Source organism: Frigoribacterium sp. CFBP9029, from assembly GCF_034045305.1.
In the GTDB taxonomy this organism is placed as follows: domain Bacteria; phylum Actinomycetota; class Actinomycetes; order Actinomycetales; family Microbacteriaceae; genus Frigoribacterium.
The window spans coordinates 248293-267948 of the sequence record NZ_JAXCWB010000001.1 but is presented as its reverse complement, the minus strand read 5'-3'; the positions used below and the strand labels follow the sequence as shown (position 1 = coordinate 267948).

Annotated in this window: 14 protein-coding genes and 1 riboswitch; of the genes, 8 read left to right on the top strand and 6 right to left on the bottom strand. The window is 71.0% G+C overall.

Going from position 1 to position 19656, the window contains the following annotated elements; translation table 11 throughout:
• Positions 1-167 precede the first annotated feature (167 nt).
• Both SOM11_RS01255 and SOM11_RS01250 read right to left on the bottom strand, forming a co-directional pair.
• A complete protein-coding gene (locus SOM11_RS01255) occupies positions 168-719 on the bottom strand; it encodes a YceI family protein (protein ID WP_243215189.1) in 552 nt (183 codons plus the stop codon).
• Positions 720-880: 161 nt separating this feature from the next.
• On the bottom strand, positions 881-1885 hold the full coding sequence (locus SOM11_RS01250) for an aldo/keto reductase family protein (RefSeq protein ID WP_320476967.1): 1005 nt from the start codon (positions 1883-1885) through the stop codon (positions 881-883).
• A 285-nt stretch (positions 1886-2170) separates the two neighbouring features.
• Here SOM11_RS01250 and SOM11_RS01245 point away from each other — a divergent pair, with 285 nt between their 5' ends.
• The 6 genes from SOM11_RS01245 to SOM11_RS01220 all read left to right on the top strand — a co-directional run bounded on the left by SOM11_RS01245 (position 2171) and on the right by SOM11_RS01220 (position 9453).
• Positions 2171-3685, top strand: coding sequence for a glycosyltransferase (locus tag SOM11_RS01245; protein ID WP_243215187.1), 1515 nt, complete (start codon positions 2171-2173; stop codon positions 3683-3685).
• A complete protein-coding gene (locus SOM11_RS01240; protein ID WP_320476966.1) occupies positions 3682-5676 on the top strand; it encodes an ArnT family glycosyltransferase in 1995 nt (664 codons plus the stop codon). Before SOM11_RS01245 ends, SOM11_RS01240 begins: the two co-directional genes overlap by 4 nt.
• Before the next feature lie 94 nt (positions 5677-5770).
• Positions 5771-6628 carry a DUF4397 domain-containing protein gene (locus SOM11_RS01235; protein WP_320476965.1) on the top strand — a complete coding sequence of 286 codons (858 nt, stop codon included), beginning with the start codon at positions 5771-5773 and terminating at the stop codon, positions 6626-6628.
• A 103-nt stretch (positions 6629-6731) separates the two neighbouring features.
• Complete coding sequence (locus SOM11_RS01230) at positions 6732-7901, top strand: glycosyl hydrolase family 8 (protein WP_320476964.1); 1170 nt, start codon at positions 6732-6734, stop codon at positions 7899-7901.
• 1 nt (position 7902) lies between these two features.
• Complete coding sequence (locus SOM11_RS01225) at positions 7903-8574, top strand: class F sortase (protein WP_192059892.1); 672 nt, start codon at positions 7903-7905, stop codon at positions 8572-8574.
• Positions 8575-8646: 72 nt separating this feature from the next.
• A complete protein-coding gene (locus tag SOM11_RS01220; protein ID WP_243215184.1) occupies positions 8647-9453 on the top strand; it encodes a polyprenol monophosphomannose synthase in 807 nt (268 codons plus the stop codon).
• 72 nt (positions 9454-9525) lie between these two features.
• Here SOM11_RS01220 and treZ read toward each other — a convergent pair whose 3' ends face one another.
• The 3 genes from treZ to glgX form a co-directional block, all read right to left on the bottom strand.
• Complete coding sequence (gene treZ, locus SOM11_RS01215; protein WP_320476963.1) at positions 9526-11283, bottom strand: malto-oligosyltrehalose trehalohydrolase; 1758 nt, start codon at positions 11281-11283, stop codon at positions 9526-9528.
• A 152-nt stretch (positions 11284-11435) separates the two neighbouring features.
• Positions 11436-13832, bottom strand: coding sequence for a malto-oligosyltrehalose synthase (gene treY, locus SOM11_RS01210; RefSeq protein WP_320476962.1), 2397 nt, complete (start codon positions 13830-13832; stop codon positions 11436-11438).
• Positions 13829-16027, bottom strand: coding sequence for a glycogen debranching protein GlgX (gene glgX / locus SOM11_RS01205; RefSeq protein ID WP_192059899.1), 2199 nt, complete (start codon positions 16025-16027; stop codon positions 13829-13831). Before glgX ends, treY begins: the two co-directional genes overlap by 4 nt.
• 152 nt (positions 16028-16179) lie before the next feature.
• Here glgX and SOM11_RS01200 point away from each other — a divergent pair, with 152 nt between their 5' ends.
• On the top strand, positions 16180-17139 hold the full coding sequence (locus SOM11_RS01200) for an NAD-dependent epimerase/dehydratase family protein (protein ID WP_320476961.1): 960 nt from the start codon (positions 16180-16182) through the stop codon (positions 17137-17139).
• Positions 17140-17191: 52 nt separating this feature from the next.
• On the opposite strand, the gene SOM11_RS01195 is transcribed toward SOM11_RS01200, so the two are convergent.
• Positions 17192-18742 (bottom strand): S8 family serine peptidase, encoded by a 1551-nt coding sequence (locus SOM11_RS01195; RefSeq protein ID WP_320476960.1) that lies wholly within the window; start codon positions 18740-18742, stop codon positions 17192-17194.
• A gap of 171 nt (positions 18743-18913) precedes the next feature.
• A riboswitch (TPP riboswitch) is annotated at positions 18914-19024 on the top strand.
• Between SOM11_RS01195 and SOM11_RS01190 the strand changes: the two genes are divergently transcribed.
• Positions 19016-19654 (top strand): ECF transporter S component, encoded by a 639-nt coding sequence (locus SOM11_RS01190; protein WP_320476959.1) that lies wholly within the window; start codon positions 19016-19018, stop codon positions 19652-19654. Its footprint overlaps the riboswitch before it by 9 nt.
• The last annotated feature ends 2 nt before the right edge of the window (positions 19655-19656 follow it).

Below are 19656 nucleotides of genomic sequence, written 5' to 3'. Positions count from 1 at the left end.
TTCCCGGCCAGGGGGGGGGGGGCAGGGCGCCCCCGCCCCCGATGACGGGAACCCGCCGAAGCCACGGGGGCGCGGGTGACGGGCCCGCCGGAGCCGAGGAGGCGCGGGTCGCGCACGAAGGGCCCGCATCCGACAGGCGGATGCGGGCCCTCGAGAGGTGCTGCTGCTTACGCGGGGAGCACGAACTGGATCTCGAGCGTGACGGTCACGTCGTTGCCGAGCGTGAAGCCGCCGGCCTCGAGGGCCGCGTTCCAGGTGACGCCGAAGGCGGTGCGGTCGATCTTGGTGGTCGCCGAGAAGCCGAGCTTGGTCTGGCCGTAGCCGTCGACGACGAGGCCGCCGAACTCGCTCTTCAGGGTGACGGGCTTGGTGACGCCACGGAGGGTCAGGTCGCCGTGCACGAGGAACTCGTCGCCGCTCTTCTCCTCGATGCTGGTCGAGACGAAGGTCATCTTGGGGTGCTCCTCGGCCAGGAAGAAGTCGCCGGTCTGCAGGTGACCGTCGCGGTCCTTCTGGTTCGTGTTGACCGACGCGACGTCGATCGAGGCCGTGACCTTGCTCGCGGTGTGGTCCTCGGCGGTGACGAGGGTCGCGTCGAACGACTCGAAGCTGCCCTTGACCTTGCTGATGGCGAGGTGACGGACGCTGAAGGAGACCTCGCTGTGCGTGGGGTCGAGGTTCCAGGTGCCGGCGGGGATGGTCTCGGTGGTGATTGCCATGGTGTTCTCCTGTTGGTCTGGGTGACTGATGTGACGATGTCCGGTGGTGCGATGACGTCTGGGGTTTCGGTGACGTGTCACCGAAGGTCGGTACGAGTATATGCAAGTGCATCCACCCCTGACGAATTCCCGTGACGCCGGGTTTCTCCGCGCAGGGTCGCTCAGGCGGGTCGCTCGTCGGGCGAGACCGTCTTCGACGGGTCGGTCTCGGCGAGGTCGCCGAGCGCCGCGTCGATCGCGGTCATGACCTCGGCGGGCAGCTTCACGCCCGCGGCCTTGACGTTGTCGCCGACCTGCTCGGGTCGCGAGGCGCCGATGATGGCCGACGCCACGTTGTCGTTCTGCAGCACCCAGGCGATGGCGAGCTGGGCCATCGTGAGGCCCAGATCGGCGGCGATCGGCTCGAGCTTCGCGACACCGGTGAGCACCTCGTCGGTGAGGAACCTCTTGATCGAGCTAGCGCCTCCCTTGTCGTCCGTGGCGCGGCTGCCGGCGGGCAGCTCGGCGCCCGGCTTGTACTTGCCGGTGAGCACGCCCTGCGCGACCGGCGACCAGACGATCTGGCCGAGACCGTGCTGCTTGCTGGTGGGCACGACCTCCTGCTCGATGACGCGCCAGAGCATCGAGTACTGCGGCTGGTTCGAGATGAGCTGCACGCCGTACTTGACGGCCAGCTCGTGCCCGGCACGGATCTGGTCCGCGTTCCACTCGCTGACCCCGATGTAGAGCGCCTTGCCCTGGCGGACGACGTCGGCGAACGCCTGCATGGTCTCTTCGAGCGGGGTGTCGGCGTCGTAGCGGTGCGCCTGGTAGAGGTCGACGTAGTCGGTGCCGAGACGACGGAGCGACCCGTCGATCGACTCGAGGATGTGCTTGCGGCTCAGCCCGACGTCGTTGTGACCGCGGGGCCCGGTCGGCCAGTACACCTTCGTGAAGATCTCGAGCGACTCGCGACGCTCGCCCTTGAGCGCGTCGCCGAGAACCTGCTCCGCCGCCGTGTTCGCGTACGCGTCGGCGGTGTCGAAGGTCGAGATGCCGGCGTCGAGCGCGGCACGGACGCACCGCGCGGCGACGTCGTTCTCGACCTGCGAGGCGTGGGTCAGCCAGTTGCCGTACGTGATCTCGGAGATCTTGAGGCCGCTGTTTCCTAGGTATCTGAAGTCCATGTCGTCAAACTACGCGCCTCGGGTGGCCGACGGGCTGCCCCCCGACCGGGGGACGTTAACGGGAGATGACGGGAAGCTGGCAATTCCCCGGCAGCCGGGGGATCCGACCAAACCGATTTTCGAGCACCCCCCGAACCGGTGCCATACCCGAGGTGAGAACCCTCGGACGAGGGGCGCCGCCGACTGCCGCCCCGGCGCCGACCCCGAATCGCGCGACCTGCTGAGCATCACGCTGCTCGACGACACCCACGACCAACCCGACCTCTTTTGACAGGAGAGTGACCCGTGTCGACTGACCCGACGCACAATCCCGACCTGCTGGCAGCCGGTGAGCCCGCCCCGCTGCTGACCCCGCAGGCGCCGGCCTCGCCCGAGACGTTCGTCCCCAACCGAGGAGGCGCGGCGACGGCCGGCGAAGGACTCGCCGGCTTCCAGCTCCCCGACTGGTCCGCCCTCGAGTGGATCGGCTACTCGTCGCTCGTCGTCATCTCGCTGCTGCTCACCGCGGTGGCCGTCTCGACGCTCTGGTGGATGCTGCACGCGTGGCGCTCGAAGGACAACCTCGAGGGCAGCCAGTTCAGCGAGGACCCTCTCGACGCCGCGCACTCCTTCACCTTGCTGGTGCCGGGTCGGCACGAGGAGGAGGTCATGGGCCAGACCCTCGACCGACTCGCCCTGCAGGACCACCCGGACTTCGAGATCATCGCGATCGTCGGTCACGACGATCCCGGCACCGAGCGCGTCGCCCGCGAGGCCGCCGCGCGCCACCCCGAGCTGATCCGCGTGATCGTCGACTCGAGCGTGCCGAAGAACAAGCCGAAGGCCCTCAACCTCGCGCTGCAGTCGTCGCGGGGCGAGATCGTCGGAGTGTTCGACGCCGAGGACGAGGTCCACCCGCGCCTCCTGACGCTCGTCGACTCGCGTTTCACCGAGACCGACGCCGATGTGGTGCAGGGCGGCGTGCAGCTGATGAACTTCCAGAGCAGCTGGTGGAGTCTCCGCAACGTGCTCGAGTACTACTTCTGGTTCCGGTCGCGTCTGCACTTCCACGCCAAGGAGAAGTTCATCCCCCTCGGCGGCAACACGGTCTTCGTGCGCAAGGAGTGGCTCGACTGGTCGGAGGGCTGGGACGCCGAGTGCCTCGCCGAGGACTGCGAGCTCGGGGTCCGACTCTCGAGCGCCGGTGCGAAGGTCGTCGTGGCCTACAGCCCCGAGGTCGTCACCCGCGAGGAGACCCCCGGCACCTTCGTGTCTCTGCTCAAGCAGCGCACCCGCTGGAACCAGGGCTTCATGCAGGTCTACGGCAAGGGCGAATGGAAGAAGCTCCCCCGACTCCGTCAGCGTCTGATGGCCCGCTACCTGCTCACCATGCCCTTCATCCAGGCGGCCACCGGGCTGATGATCCCGATCTCGATCGCGCTGATCCTCACGGTCAAGGTCCCGACGGCGATCGCGCTGGTCTCGTTCATCCCCCTGGCGCCGACACTCGTGCTGCTGGCCGTCGAGTTCACGGGTCTCCGCGAATTCGGTCGCACCTACGGGCAGAAGGTCCGGGCGCGCGACTACTTCCGACTCGTCTGGGGTCTGCTGCCTTACCAGATCTTCCTGGCCCTGGCCGCCGTCCGGTCCGTCTGGCGACAGGTCCGAAAGCTGAACGCCTGGGAGAAGACGGAGCACACGGGCGCCCACCGACCTGCCGCCGTGCCCGCCCCGCTCGGGCACGCCGCCCCGACCCCGACGACCGACGCGGCGGGCCGTTCGACCGACGACCTCGCCCTGACCGGAGGTGGTGACCGATGACCAGCATCCTCGACCGACCAGCCGACACGACCGTCGCACCGGACGCACCGATCCGGCCGCGTCCGGCCGAAGCGGATCGCGCCCCCCGGGTGTCGTGGCTCCGACGTCACGGCGCCTCTCTGCTCTGGCTCCTGCCCGTCCTCGCCGTCGCCGCCGTCGTGCAGAGCCTCAACATGGCCGGCTCGCCGCAGCGGATCGACGACGAGGGCACCTACGTCGCCCAGGCCTGGGCCGTGCAGAACCTCGGCGAACTCGCCCATTACACCTACTGGTACGACCACCCGCCCGTGGGCTGGCTGCAGATCTCGGCGTACACGGCCCTGACCGGCGCGTTCTCGCGCTACAGCATCGCCGTCCTGGCGGGCCGCGAGGCCATGGTGTTCTTCACCGTCGTCGCGGTCGCCCTGCTCTGGGCGCTGGCCCGCAGGATCGGGCTGAGCCGCGTGGCCGCCTCGGTCGCCGCCCTCGTGTTCGCCGTCTCCCCCCTCGCCGTGCAGTTCCACCGCACCGTGTACCTCGACAACGTCGCGACCCCGTGGCTCCTCGCCGCCTTCCTGTTCGCCCTGAGCAGGCGGCACCAGCTGGCCGGCTACGCGGCGGCCTCCGCGTCGTTCGGCATCGCCGTCCTGTCGAAGGAGACGTACCTGCTGGCCCTGCCGTTCCTGGCCTGGGTCATGATCCGGGGAGCCGACCGCTCGACGCGTCGGTACACACTGTCCATCGCCTCGGCGCTGCTCGTGCTGATCGGCCTCTCGTACATCGCGCTCGCCGGGGTCAAGGGCGAGCTGCTGCCGGGCGCCGGGCGCGTCAGTCTGCTCGAGGGGATCACGTTCCAGCTCGGCACCCGCGAGTCGAGCGGCTCGATCCTCGACACGGGCAGCCTCTTCTTCGCCACCGTGTCGCAGTGGTGGCAGCTCGACATGGTCGTGATCGTGCTGGGCGCGGCGGCCTCGGTCGTCGGCGTCTTCCTGACGAGGGTCCGGCCGATCGCCGTGATGATGGTCTTCCTCATCGCGTTCATGTTCCGCCCGGGCGGCTATCTGCCCGTCCCCTACGTGATCATGATGCTGCCGTTCGCGGCGCTGCTGATCGCGGCGGTGTCGGACTCGGCCGTGCGCTCGCTCCGCGCCCGACGCGAGAGCCGGCTCGGCACGGCGGCCGGCCGCTCCGGCGCCGTCGTCTGGGTCGCCGTGACCGCGGTGGCCGCCGTCGCCATCGTGCCGCTCTGGACGACCCAGCTCCGCGGGTTCTTCCTCGCGGACCTCGACGCCCCGATGCGCGACGCGCAGGGATGGATCTCGGACAACGTGCCGAAGGACAGCCGACTGCTCGTGGACGACGCGATGTGGGTCGATCTCGTCGACGACGGATTCGCTCGGGACAACGTCATCTGGTTCTACAAGCTGGACACCGACGGCGCCGTCCGGGCGCAGTCGCCGAACGGCTGGCGCGACAGCGACTTCATCGTCACGACCGAGTCCGTCCGCACCTCGGGCGGCTCCTCCGAGGGCATCCGTCAGGCCCTCGACAACTCGACAGTCGTCGCGTCGTTCGGCAGCGGCGACCAGGAGGTCGACGTGCGTCGCATCGACACCGACGGGGCCGCCCAGGCCGCGACCGACGCCGACGCCGACGCCGCGGCCCGATCGCAGGTCGGTCGCGAACTCGCCCAGAACCCGTCGCTGCAGGTGTCCGACGTGTTCCGCCAGGCGCTCACCGACGGCCGGGTCGACCCGAGGGCGATGATCGTCCTGGGTCAGCTCGCCGCGGCCGGCCCGATCAGCGTCGCCGACCCCGCCTCGCTGCCGGGCGAGTCGGAGGGGCTCTTCCGTCAGCTGGAGATCATCCCCGCCGACGGTCGGTCGGTCGACGATCTGGCCGCCGTCGTCGACGGACTCGGATCGACCTACGCTCCTGTCGGCGCCGACCCGACCGATGACGGCCTGATCGCCACCTGGTCCGCCCTCCCGCCGAGCGGCCTGCTCGGCTGAGCCGCACGGCGGCGCGTGGTCGATCCGACGCGCGCCGCCCCTCCTCCCGCCGGCTCCTCCTCGAGCCGGATCCCGACCGGAAAGGAACCACCTCATGGCACCCGCCATCAGCACCATCCGAACCCCCGCCTCCTCCCGCCGCCGACTCACCGCCGCTCTCGCCCTGGGCGTCGCCGCGACCGCCGCCGTGGCCGCCTCGGTGGTGGGAGTCTCGCCCGCCCAGGCCGCCGAGGGCGACGGCTGGGTCCGTGTCGGCCACCTGTCGCCCGACACCAAGTCGGTCGACGTCACCCTCACCTCGATCAAGGGCGGTCAGGTCGTCATGGACCTCGACGACGTCACCTACGGTCAGGTCAGCCCCTACGAGGCGCTGCCCGCGGGCACGTACGTCGTCTCGATGACCGCCGCCGACGCACCGGCCGCCGAACCGGTGATCAGCACCAACGTCACCGTCGAGAGCGGGCAGCCGATCACCGCGCTGGCGTACGGCGAGAACGACGACCTCCAGACCGAGGTCTTCACGGACGACCTCACCGCCCCCGCGCCCGGCGAGGCGAAGCTCCGCCTCGTGCAGGCGGCGAACGTCACCGACACCGTCGACGTGGCGACCAGCACCGGCACCACGATCGCCAGCGACGCCCCCTTCGGCAGCGCCACCGGGTACGCCAGCGTCGACGCCGGCCCGTGGACGCTCGACCTGACGGGCGACGACGTCGAGGGTTCGGCCGACGTCGACCTCGCCGCAGGCAGCGTCAACACGCTGTTCGTGCTGGACAACTCGACGGGTGGACTGACCGTCGTACCCGTCGTCGACAGCGCGTCGACCGCCGAGACCCCGCAAGGGGGCGTGCAGACCGGAGGCGGCTACCTCGCCGAGCACCCGGCCGACGAGGCCTCCAGCGAGACGCGGGGCTTCTGGGCGTCCGTGCTCGGCTTCCTCCGCATCGGCTGACGCCGCGGCGGAGCGAATGGACGGACGAGGAGGCGCGACTCGGCGCCGCCGGGCACCGCGCCTTTTCGACCGGCACGACGATGACAGCACAGTGAGGAACGACATGACGAAGAAGACGAGACTGCTGCTCGCAGCGGCGGTCGTGGTGGCAGTGACCGTCACGGCCGGGATCGCCTCATTCGTCGTCGGCCCGTTCGGCGGTTCGCCGGACGAGGCGGGCGGACGGACGGGCGCGACCAGCGACCCCGGCATCACCCCCACCTCGGCACCCGAGCGGACGCCCGACCAGATCGGCGAGGCGTTCCTCGACGACTGGGTCGACTCCGACGGGCGCGTCGTCCGCCGCGACCAGGGCGACGACACCGTCAGCGAAGGCCAGGCGTACGGTCTCCTCGTGGCGGTCGGCGTCGACGACGAGAAGGCCTTCGACACCATCTGGGAGTGGACCACCGACAACCTCGTGCGCGACGACGGTCTGCTCGCCTGGCAGTGGGCGGACGGCGCCGTGGTCGACGACGGCCCGGCGAGCGACGCCGACGTGGACGCCGCTCGGGCGCTCGTGCTCGCCGGCGACGCCTTCGACCGCCCCGATCTGGCCGCGGCGGGCGTCGAGCTCGGCGGCGTCGTGCTCGACACGATGACCGCATCGACCGACGTCGGGCGGATCCTCCTCCCCGGGTTGTGGGCTCAGGGCGATGCGCCGTGGTCGTACAACCCCTCGTACGCCTCGCCCGCGACCTTCCAGGAGCTCGGCGCCGCCAGCGGCGACCCGCGCTGGGACGAGCTCGCGGCCGGCTCGCGCGCCGTGACGACGGAGATCCTCGACTCGACCGCGCTGCCCAGCAACTGGGCGCAGGTCGCACAGGACGGCACGGTCGTGCCCCTGCCGAGCGCCGACGGATCGAGCGGCACCGTCGAGTACGGCTACGACGCCGCCCGCCTGCCCCTGCGGTACGCCGAGTCGTGCGACCCGGCCGATGTGGCCCTCGCCGCGCGTCTGGCGCCGGTGCTCCAGCGCTACGACGAGCTGCCCATGCAGCTCGACCTGGGGGGCCAGTCGACCGGAGCCGACAAGAGCCCGTTGGCCTACGCGGCCCGGGCGGCCGCCGAGGCCGCAGCCGGCGACCGGCAGGCGGCGGCCGACGACCTGCGTCGCGCCGACGAGGTCGCCACCTCGACCCCCACCTACTACGGCACGGCCTGGTCGGCGCTCGCAGCCCTGCAGCTCGACGGCACGTCGATCGGTCCGTGCTCGCCTCTGGAGGAGGACTGACATGAACCCCACCACCTGGCTCCGCGAGCACACGAAGGCCGCCGTCGCGATCGGCGTCGCCGTCGCGCTGGCCGTCGGGGGCGTGACCGTCGCGGCCGTCGCGGCGCAGCCCGACGGCGCATCGTCGACATCGACCGGCACCGAGGAGGCGCGGGGCGGCTCGACCCCGTCCGTCTCGACCGAGGGGTTCCAGGACCCGGCGGCCCAGACGTACACCGCGCCTCCTGCGGGCGCCGAGCCCGTTCGGGTGCGGATCCCGTCGATCGGCGTGGACTCGGGGCTCGAGGATCTCGGCCTCGGGGCCGCCGGCGAACTGGACGCTCCCGAGGCGTGGATGTCGGCCGGCTGGTACGAGGACGGCGTCGTGCCCGGGGGAGTAGGCCCCGCGATCATCGCCGGTCACGTCGACTCGTCGACCGGGCCCGCGGTGTTCGTCGATCTGCCCGAGCTCGAGCCCGGCGACGAGGTGCTCGTGACCCTGTCGACCGGCGAGGTCCACACCTTCTCGGTGACCGGCAGCGAGACGGCCCCGAAGGCGAACTTCCCGACCTCGGACGTCTACGGGAGCACGCCCACCCCGACACTGCGGCTCATCACCTGCGACGGACGATTCGACTCGTCGACCGGGCACTACGAGGACAACCTGATCGTCTTCGCCGACCTGGTCTCGTGACCGGCTCGAACCCATCCGAACCCGACCCGACCCGACCCGACCCGACCCGACCCGAACGGGAGTAGACCCACCATGAACGACGCGCTCGTGATCATCCCCACCTACGACGAGAAGGACAACCTCGACTGGATCGTCGGCCGCACGCTCGACTCCGGCGCCGCGGTGGACGTCCTGGTCGTCGACGACGGCTCGCCCGACGGCACCGGCGAGCTGGCCGACGCCTACGCCGCCCGCGACTCCCGTGTGCATGTGCTGCACCGCACCGAGAAGGCCGGCCTCGGCGCCGCCTACCTCGCCGGCTTCGCCTGGGGTCTCGAACGCGGCTACGACGCGCTCGTCGAGATGGACGCCGACGGCTCGCATCACCCCGAGCACCTCCCCGGCATGCTCGAGCTGCTGCGCGACAACGACCTCGTGCTCGGCTCACGCTGGGTGCCCGGCGGCCGCGTCGAGAACTGGCCGATGCGCCGCGAGCTGCTCAGCCGCGGCGGCAGCTGGTACACCCGGGGCGCCCTCGGCATCCGCGTCGCCGATACGACCGGAGGGTTCCGGGTGTTCCGCTCGTCGGCTCTGCGCCGCATCGACCTCGACGAGGTGGAGTCGCGCGGCTACTGCTTCCAGGTCGACCTGCTCTGGCGTGCCCTGCAGGCCGGTCTCCGGGTCGTCGAGACGCCGATCACGTTCACCGAACGCGTCCACGGCGCCTCGAAGATGAGCGGCTCGATCGTCAGGGAGTCCCTGACCAAGGTGACCCTGTGGGGTCTCCGTCGCCGGTCGCTCGCGCTCGTCGAGCTGATCGTGCGGCACCGCCGCCTGCCGAGCGTCCGTGCGACGTCGCACCGAGTCGGACCCTCGAGCGGCGGCGTGTCGACGCGCTAGCGACCGACGGCGGACGGCGCACGCGCGCCCGGGCCGGTCGGGCCCGGGCGCGCGTCATCGAGGGCTCCGGCGTCAGCGGACGATCGCCACCGAGTGCGCCGGCAGCAGCAGACTGGACCCGGGTTCGATCGACGCGTCGCTGGCGAAGAGGACGGTGCTGCTCGGCACGGCGACCCGCGCCTCCTCTGCGGCGAAGTTGATCGCGATGCGGAGCTCGCCGCGCGTGAGCACGAGCCAGCGGGCGTCTGCGTCGTAGTCGACCGAGACGGAGTCGAAGCGGGGGTCGGTCAGGTCGGGCTCGCTGCGCCGCAGGGCGCCGAGACGACGGTAGGCGTCGAGCAGCACGGCGTGGCGACCCGACTCGAGCTCGGACCAGTCGAGCTTACTGTTCTCGAACGTCGACGGCTCCTGCGGATCGGGCACGGACGATTCGTCCCAGCCCATCTTCGCGAACTCGGCGATGCGGCCCTTCGCCGTCGCCTCGCCGAGATCGTGCTCGGGGTGCGAGGTGAAGAACTGCCACGGGGTGGACGCCGCCCATTCCTCGCCCATGAAGAGCATCGGCGTGTACGGGCCCGCGAGGGTCAGGGCCGCCGCGATGACGAGCTGACCGTCGTCGAGGCTGGCGGCGAGACGGTCGCCGATCGCCCGGTTGCCGATCTGGTCGTGGTTCTGGTTCGCGACGACGAGGCGCCAGGTCGGCATGTGGTCGGTGTCGACCGGCTGTCCGTGCGTCGCCTCGCGGAACGACGACCAGGTGCCGTCGTGGAAGAACCCCTTCGTCAGCACCTTCGCGAGCGCGCCGAGCGGCTCGAAGTCGGCGTAGTAGCCGGTGGTCTCGCCGGTCAGCGCGACGTGGACGGCGTGGTGGAAGTCGTCGCTCCACTGCGCGTCGAGGCCGTAGCCCTGACGGTGCTCGGGGCCGAAGCCGCCGCCGTCGCGGGGGGTGATCAGGGTCGGGTCGTTGAGGTCGCTCTCGGCGATCAGCGACAGCGGGCGACGCAGGTGCGCGCTCAGGGCGGCCGTCCGCTCGGCGAGCTCTTGCAGCAGGTGCACCTCGCTGTCGTCCTTCAGGGCGTGCACGGCGTCGAGTCGCAGACCGTCGACGTGGTAGTCGCCCAGCCACATCGCCGTGTTGTCGAGGATGAACTCGCGCACCTCGTGCGCACCGTCGTCGTCGAGGTTGACGTTGTCGCCCCAGGTGTTGGCGTGCTTGCTCGACAGGTACGGGCCGAAGAGCGGCAGGTAGTTGCCCGAGGGGCCGAGGTGGTTGTACACGACGTCCTGGATGACCCCGAGCCCCGCGGCGTGCGCGGCGTCGACGAAGCGCTGATACGCCTCGGGTCCGCCGTAGTTGTCGGTGACCGTGAACCAGTCGACGCCGTCGTAGCCCCAGTTCCAGCGGCCGTTGACCCCGTTGACCGGCAGCAGCTCGACGAGGTCGACGCCGAGGTCGACGAGGTAGGGCAGCTTGCCGATGGCCGAATCGAGGGTGCCCTCGGGGGTGAAGGTGCCGATGTGCAGCTCGTAGACCACGGAGCCGGCCAGCTGGCGGCCGGTCCACGCGGCGTCGGTCCAGGCGAAGGCGCCGGGGTCGTAGGTCTCGCTGAGACCGTGCACGCCGTCGGGCTGACGGCGCGAGCGGGGGTCGGGCAGGGGGGTGTCGCCCCCGTCGAGCACGAACCCGTAGCGGTGACCGGGCGCGCGGTCGAGATCGGGGGAGGCGCGCCACCAGCCGGTCTCGGGCTCGTGCGTCAGCGGCAGCAGCTCCCCGTCGAGGTGCAGCTGCACGGTGGTCGCTTTCGGGGCCCAGACGTCGTAGACGCTCATCGGTCTCCTCGGGTCGGTGTCGGTGTCGGGTCGGTGTTCGGCTGCGGTCGGTGAGTCGCGACATGCCGCCCACCTCGGGAGGTGAGCGGCATGTCGTGACTCCTCGACCAGGGGAGACGGTAGTCGGGCGCGGAGCGGCGCGGACGGGCGGGTCAGTCCTCTGCGGGGATCAGCAGGGCGACGGGGTACATGTCGAGCACCTCCGCCAGTCGCAGGCGACCGCCCTCGTGACGGCGACCCGTGAGGACGTCGCGATACGCGCCTCCTGCGGTCAGGACCTCGGTGTCGTCCCAGCCGCCGGCCTGCTCGAGGGAGACGGGGAGGCGCGTGGCGATCGCGATCGCGCCCCCGCGATCGACGGCGACGGCCGAGACGGCCTGCTCGCCGAACACCGGCAGCGCGGCGTAGCGGGTGAACAGGTCGGGGCGGTCGCGACGCAGCGTCAGGGCGCGATGCGTGACGAGCAGCTTCGCCGCGCCCGTGTCGTCGACCGGGGGAGTCGCGCCCGAGCGGATCGCCTCGAGGTAGAGACGACGCAGATCGAAGTCGACCGGGCGACGGTTGTCGGGGTCGACGAGCGAGAAGTCCCACAGCTCGCCGCCCTGATAGACGTCGGGGCTGCCCGGACCGATCAGCTGCATCAGCGTGACGCCGAGCGAGTTGCTGTACCCGGGGCCGCGGAGGACGTCGACGATGCGCTCGACCTCGTGCCGCACCTCCTCGTCGTCGAAGACGGCGTCGACGGCCGAGTGCATGCGCTCTTCGAAGGCCTCGGCCTCGTCGGTGCGGTCGGTCCAGGTGGTCGACGAACCGGCCTCGCGGGAGGCCTTCTCGGCGTAGGCGTGCAGGCGCTCGCGCGACGCGGGCCACGAACCGACGACCGTCTGCCAGAGGATGTTCTCGAACGGCCCGTCGCCCATCGGCGCGAGGTCGCGGAGGCGCTGGAGGGTGGCGGCCCACTCGTGCGCGACCTCGGAGAGCACCGAGATGCGCGCCCGCACGTCGGCGCTCCGCTTCGTGTCGTGCGTCGACAGGGTCGTCATGCCGAAGGGGCGCTCGGCGAGGCGGCCCTGCTGGCGGGCGTGGAACTGCGCCGGAGTCACCGAGAACTCGCTGGGGTCGGCGCCCACCTCGGTCAGCGTCGCGAGGCGGCTGTAGCGGTAGAACGCGGTGTCTTCGACGCCCTTCGCCATCACCATGCCGCTGGTCTGCTGGAACCGCACCGACGCGGGGTGCGTCTCGTCGCGCAGCACGGCGACGACCCGCTCGACGGCATCGGCGAGCTCGGGGCGGTGACGCGTCGCGACGGACGCGGCCTCGGTCAGCTGCTCGGAGCCCTGCGGGAGGTAGCTGCGGTAGACGGGGAACGCCGCGGCCAGCTCGGCCAGGGCGTCGACGACCTCGGGGTCGACGGCGCCGCCGCCCGCGATCAGTCGCGCGAGGCGGTTGATCTCGCTGCCGAGGATGCCGTCGGCGATGCCGCGCTTGGTGCCGAGGATCATCTCGTGCCAGTCGACCGCCTCGTCGCCGGTCGACTCGTCGGCACCGGCCGCGCGCTCGTCGGCGTCGACGCCGGTCGCACGGCGGAGGCGCGAGTCGAGCCCGTCGAGCGCCGCGGCGCCGCTCGGGTCGACGAACAGCCGGTCGAGGTCGGCGAGGGTGTCGTACCCGGTGGTGCCCGCGGTGGCCCAGTCTTCGGGGAGGCGCTCGTCGCCTTCGAGGATCTTCTCGACGAGCACGTGGGCACGACCCGTGAGGGCGGCCAGGCGGTCGAGGTAGCCCTTGGGGTCGGCCAGGCCGTCGGGGTGGTCGACCCGGAGGCCGTCGACGAGCCCGTCACGGAACCACCGCCCGATCTCGACGTGCGACTCGTCGAAGACGCGCCCCTCTTCGACCCGGATGCCGGCGAGCGTGTTCACCGCGAAGAAGCGCCGGTAGTTGAGGTCGGAGTCGGCGCGCTTCCAGTGCACGAGCTCGTAGTTCTGCCGCGCGTGGACGGCCGCAGCGTCGTCGCCGTCGCCTCGCGTGCCCGGGGCGATCGGGTACACGTTGTCGTAGTAGTGCAGCTCGTCGCCCTCGACGGAGAGGCCCTCGATCGACCCGTCGGCCGGCGCGGGCTCGCCGAGCACCGGCAGCAGCACCTTGTCGCCACCGGCCGCCCAGTCGACGTCGAACGCGTCGGCGTAGCGGGACTCGCGGCCGTGGGTGAGGAGGTCCCACCACCAGACGCTGGACTTCGGCGTCGCGACGCCGACGTGGTTCGGGACGATGTCGACGAGCACGCCGAGGCCGTGCACGTGCGCACGGTCGGAGAGCGTGTGCAGACCCACCTCGCCGCCTCGCGCGGGGTCGACCCGGCTGTGGTCGACGACGTCGTAGCCGTGGTCGCTGCCCGGCTCGGCCTCGAGCACGGGCGACAGGTAGACCCAGTCGGCCCCGAGGTCGCGGAGGTAGGGGACGACGTCGGCCGCGGCGAACAGATCGAAGGAGGCGCGGATCTGCAGGCGGTACGTCGAACGCGGGTGTCGGGTCGAGTCGTTTCGGGTCACTGGTCTTCCTCGGCCGTGGCTCGGAGGACGACGAGCGAGCGACCCACCACGGGGAGTCGGTCGCCGGCTCGCAGAGCGGTGGGCGTCTGCGGTGTCGAGGGGGGCTGGACGGTGGTGGCGGCGCGGGTGGCCGTCGGCGTGCGGGGTGCGGCGTTCGCCGGCGGCGGCGGCACGTCGACGGTGCTGTCGACGACGACCTCCCAGCCCTCGGCGTACTCGTCGGGCGGCAGCACGAAGGTGACCGTGTCGGCGCTGGCGTTGAAGTAGAGGACGAAGTTGACGTCGGTGATGCGACCGCCGCGGGCGTCACGCCCGCGGATGCCGTCGCCGTTCAGGAACATGCCGATCGCCTTGGCGTACGACTCGTTCCACTCGCCCTCCTGCATGGCGTCGCCCTCGGTGGTCAGCCAGACGATGTCGGGCAGGGGCTCGCCCTCGCCGCGGGTGACCGGTCGGCCGTTGAAGTAGCGCTGGCGACGGAACGTCGGGTGGTCGTGCCGCAGCTTGATGACCTCGGCGACGAACTCGATCAGATCGCGGTCGGCGCTGTCCCAGTCGATCCAGCTGAGCTCGTTGTCCTGCGCGTAGGTGTTGTTGTTGCCCTTCTGCGTGCGACCGAGCTCGTCGCCGTGCAGCAGCATCGGGACGCCCTGGCTGAGCAGCAGGGTGGCCAGGAAGCTGCGCTGGCGCTGCTCGCGGAGCGCGCGGACGGCGCCGTCGTCCGTCTCGCCCTCGACGCCCGAGTTCCAGGAGCGGTTGTGGCTCTCGCCGTCGTTGCCGTCTTCGCCGTTGGCGTCGTTCTGCTTGTCGTTGTAGCTGACCAGGTCGCGCATCGTGAAGCCGTCGTGGGCGGTGACGAAGTTGATGCTCGCCACCGGGCGGCGGCCGTCGCGCTCGTACAGGTCGGCCGAGCCGGTGATCCGGCTGGCGAACTCGCCGAGGGTCGAGGGCTCGCCTCGCCAGAAGTCGCGGACGGTGTCGCGGTACTTGCCGTTCCACTCCGTCCACTGGGGCGGGAAGTTGCCCACCTGGTACCCGCCGGGGCCGACGTCCCACGGCTCGGCGATCAGCTTCACCTGCGACACGATGGGATCCTGCTGCACGAGCTCGAAGAAGGTCGACAGCCGGTCGACCTCGTAGAACTCGCGGGCCAGCGACGCGGCGAGGTCGAAGCGGAAGCCGTCGACGTGCATCTCGGTGACCCAGTACCGCAGGCTGTCCATGATCAGCTGCAGCGAGTGCGGGTGACGGACGTTCAGGCTGTTGCCGGTGCCCGTGTAGTCCATGTAGTAGGTCTTGTCGTCGTCCATCAGCCGGTAGTACGCGGCGTTATCGATGCCCTTGAACGACAGGGTCGGCCCGAGGTGGTTGCCCTCGGCCGTGTGGTTGTACACGACGTCGATGATGACCTCGATGCCGGCCTGGTGCAGCACCCGCACCATGGTCTTGAACTCCTGCACCTGCTGACCGATGTCGCCCGTGGCCGAGTACGCGGCGTGCGGGGCGAAGAAGCCGATGGTGTTGTAGCCCCAGTAGTTGCTGAGGCCCTTCTCGAGCAGCGTGTTGTCTTGCACGAACTGGTGCACGGGCATCAGCTCGAGCGTCGTGATGCCGAGCTTCTTGAGGTGGTCGATGATCGCCGGGTGCGCGACGCCGGCGTAGGTGCCCCGCTCGTCCTCCGGGATGTCGGGGTGGGTCTGGGTGAGCCCCTTGACGTGAGCCTCGTAGATCACCGTCTCGTCGTAGCTGTACCGGGGGGCGCGGTCGCCCTGCCAGTCGAAGAACGGGTTGATCACGACGCCGAGCATCATGTGCGGGCCCGAGTCCTTGTCGTTGCGCGAGTCGGGGTCGCCGAAGTCGTACGCGAAGAGCGCTTCGTCCCAGTCGATCTCGCCGCAGGTCGCCTTGGCGTACGGGTCGAGCAGCAGCTTGTTCGGGTTCGCGCGAGAGCCCGAGGCGGGGTCGTACTCGCCGTGCACGCGGTAGCCGTAGCGCTGGCCGGGCTGCACCGTGGGCAGATAACCGTGCCAGACGTACGCGTCGACCTCTCGCAGATCGACCTGCGTCTCGACCCCGGCGTCGTCGAACAGGCAGAGGACCACACGCGTGGCGGCCTCGCTGAAGATCGCGAAATTCGTTCCGCTGCCGTCGTAGGTCGCGCCGAGTGGGTAGGGATTGCCGGGCCAGGTATGCATCGAACCTCCGATTGGGACTCGCTCAGCCTACGGGCGAACGGGGAGGGCGTCCGGCGCCGTGCGACGCGTACGGTGGCGACCATGTCGAACATCGTCGTTCCCACCCGCCCGACCCGCGCCTCCTCGGCCATCGCCCCGACGGGAGGGCGCTCGTGAAGATCGTCGTGCTCGGCGCCACCGGCCACGTCGGCGGCTACCTCGTCCCTCGGCTGGTGTCGACCGGTCACGAGGTGGTCGCGGTCAGTCGTGGCACGTCCGAGCCGTACCGCGCCCACGCCGCCTGGGGCTCCGTCGAACGGGTCGTGCTCGACCGCGACGCCGCCGAGGCCGACGGCACGTTCGGTGCGCAGGTGGCCGCGCTCGAGGCCGACGTCGTCGTCGACATGATCTGCTTCACCGTCGACAGCGCCACGCATCTGCTCGACGCGCTGCGCGGGACGGGGACCGCACTGGTCAGCTGCGGAACGATCTGGGTGCACGGCCCGGCGGTCGAGGTGCCCATCACCGAGGAGGCGCGTCGGACGCCGTCCGGCGAGTACGGCACGCAGAAGGCCGCCATCGAGGAGCTGCTGCTGCGCGAGTCGCGGCGACCCGGCGGCGTGCAGTCGACGGTGCTCCACCCGGGCCACATCACCGGACCGGGCTGGCCCATGATCAACCCGCAGGGCAACCTCGACCTCGGCGTGTGGGAGGCGCTCGCCGCGGGCCGCGAGGTCGTGCTGCCCGACCAGGGGTCCGCGACCGTGCACCACGTGCACGCCGACGACGTCGCACAGGCGTTCCAGCTCGCGGTCGACCGGTTCGGCCAGGCGGCCGGCGAGGCGTTCCACGTCGTGTCGGAGCGCGCCGTCTCGCTCCGCGGCCTCGCCGAGGCCGTCGCGCGGGAGTACGGGCAGGAGGCGCGGCTCCGCTTCGTCCCGTTCGACGAGTTCCGCACGCTGGTCTCCGACGAGGCGGGCGACGCTTCGTGGCAGCACGCGTGGCGCAGCCACTCGATGAGCATCGAGAAGGCGCGTCGGCTGCTCGGCTACGCACCCCGGTACACGACCGTCGAGGCCGTCGTCGAGGGGCTCGAGTGGCTGGCGGCCGACGGGCGGCTCACGCTGCGCTGAACGCGGTCGCGCCCGCACCCCTGTCGAGGTGCGGGCGCGAACGGGCGGGGTGTCAGCGCCTGGTCACCGCCGCGAGAGCGTCGACGACGCCCTCGCCGAAGTAGCCGTTGTCGGCGACCGTGCCGGTGCAGGCCGCGACGCCGGCGGGGCAGGCCGTGTCGGTGGCCTGCTTCTCGAGCAGGCGCGTCAGCTCGGCGCCTTGGGCCTTCGGGTGCGTGGATTTCAGCAGGGCGAGCACGCCGGCGACGTGCGGCGAGGCCATCGAGGTGCCGGACTTCGTGCCGTAGCCGCCGTCGAGCACGGTCGAGAGGATCGCCGAACCCGGGGCGGCGACGTCGATGACGCCCTCGCCGTAGTTCGAGAAGCTCGACTTCGCGCCCGCCGAGGTGGTCGACGACACGGTCACGACGCCGTCGAGCTCGGTCGGGATGTCTTCGCAGCCGGCGTCGATCTGCCGCACGACGGGGGTCGTGTCGTTCGGGCTGGCGTCGTCGACGGTCTTGTTCGCGAGGTCGATCGACGAGTTGCCGGCGGCGGCGACGTTCACGACGCCCTTCTTGTCCTGCGTGTACTGCACGGCCCGGTCGACGCTCGTCTTGACGGCGAGCTGGTCGACGTCGGAGTCGCACCAGAACTGCCACGGGTCGACGTAGTAGCTGTTGTTGGTGATGGACGCGCCGGTCGAGGCGGCGTACATGAAGCCGCAGATCGCCGCCTCGGGGTAGATGAACCCGTCGTCGCTGACGACCTTGACGGCCGAGATGCGCACACCGGGGGCGACGCCGACGATGCCGACGCCGTTGCGGGCGGCGGCGATCGTGCCGGCCACGTGCGTGCCGTGATCGCTCGTCGTGGGCTGCCAGGCGTCGTACGACCGGTCGGGCGTGCCGGCGAGGCAGCCGGCCGAGGCGCGGGTGTCGATGTTCGGCTGCAGGTCGGGGTGGTCTCCCTCGATGCCCGAGTCGAGCACGGCGACGAGCACCTTCCGGCTGCCGTCGGTGATCTGGTGCGCCTGGTCGGCCTTGATCGCCTTGTTGTCCCACTGCTGGGCCTCGAGCGGGTCGGCGACGACGGTGGTCTGCGCTTCGAGTCGTCGCTCGGGCGAGGCGGCGTCGGCGCGACCGGGCTTCCCGGGCTTGCCCGGCTTGCCGTGCCCCGGTCCGTGGCCGGTGCCGGGGGGCGTGACGCCCACCCCGAAGGTCGGGTCGGTGGCCGTGACCGGTGCCGTGCGGGTCGCCCCGACCGAGTCGACGCCGCGCGTGGCCCGCAGGGACGCGGCGAAGTTCGCGTTGTCGGACTGCGCCACGATCACGCCGATCTCGTCGTATGCGGCGATCACCGCGCCTCCGGCCGTTCCGACGGCCCTCTCGATCTTGTCTACCTGACCGCGGTTCGCCTTCTCGACGTTGACGGTGTAGTTCATCAGCGGCCCGGCGACGACCGGGAGCGTCGGCGTGACCGGCTTGCCGACCGGCGCGGACGCAGGAGGCGCGGCGAACGCGACCCCGGAGCCGACGGCGGTCAGACCGAGGGCGAGGGAGGCGGTGAGACAGGTGGCGAGCACGCGACGGCGTGCGCTGCGGGGGTTCTTCGGGAAGGACATCGGACTCCTCGTCGGGCGCCGGTGGGTCGGCGCACCTTTGATAGGGAAATCTAAGGTTCCCGGCGGCGTCGCGCAGCGGGCACTTCGCGGGACCGGCGTTGTCCCCCATCCGGGGCACGGAGGCCGAGGAGGTGCGGCGCACCTGGGCGCGCCCGCCCGCGCTATGCTCATCGCACAACACACGGGAGTCCGGTGAGCCGGGCTGAGAGGAAGCGAACCACGCTTCGACCGTCGAACCTGATCCGGATCATGCCGGCGCAGGGAGGAGATCACATGTCTGTCCGCACGTCCACCACCGGTCGCGAGGCCGCCACCGCGACGAAGACCCCGGCGAGGCGCTGGCGCGTCGTCGACATCGTCGTCGCCAGCGTCATCGGCGTCGCCTCGGGAGTCGTCTTCTGGGCCTGGGGCGTCGCCTACTACGGCACCGACGTGCTGCTGAGCTTCTCGGGCGGGTTCCAGGGCATCTTCAACGGCATGTGGCTGTTCGCCGGGGTGCTCGGCGGCATCGTCATCCGCAAGCCCGGCGCCGCGGTCTACACCGAGGTGGTCGCCGCGGTCGTGTCGATGCTGATCGGCACGCAGTGGGGCTTCTCGGTGCTGATCTGGGGCATCGTCCAGGGGCTCGCCGCCGAGATCGTGCTCGCGCTGTTCCTCTACAAGTCGTGGCGTCTCGGGGTGGTGCTGCTCGCCGGCACGGTCGCCGGTCTCGCCGTCGGCCTGATGGACATCACGTTCTCGTCGACCGCCGCGGCGCTCGCACCCGAACGGCAGTTCGTCTACGTCGCCTCGTCGATCGTGTCGGGTCTCGTCATCGCCGGGTTCCTCTCGTGGCTCGCCGCTCGAGGGCTCGCCCGCAGCGGCGCCCTGAACCGCTTCGCCTCCGGTCGGACGACCGAGACCCTGGTCTAGCG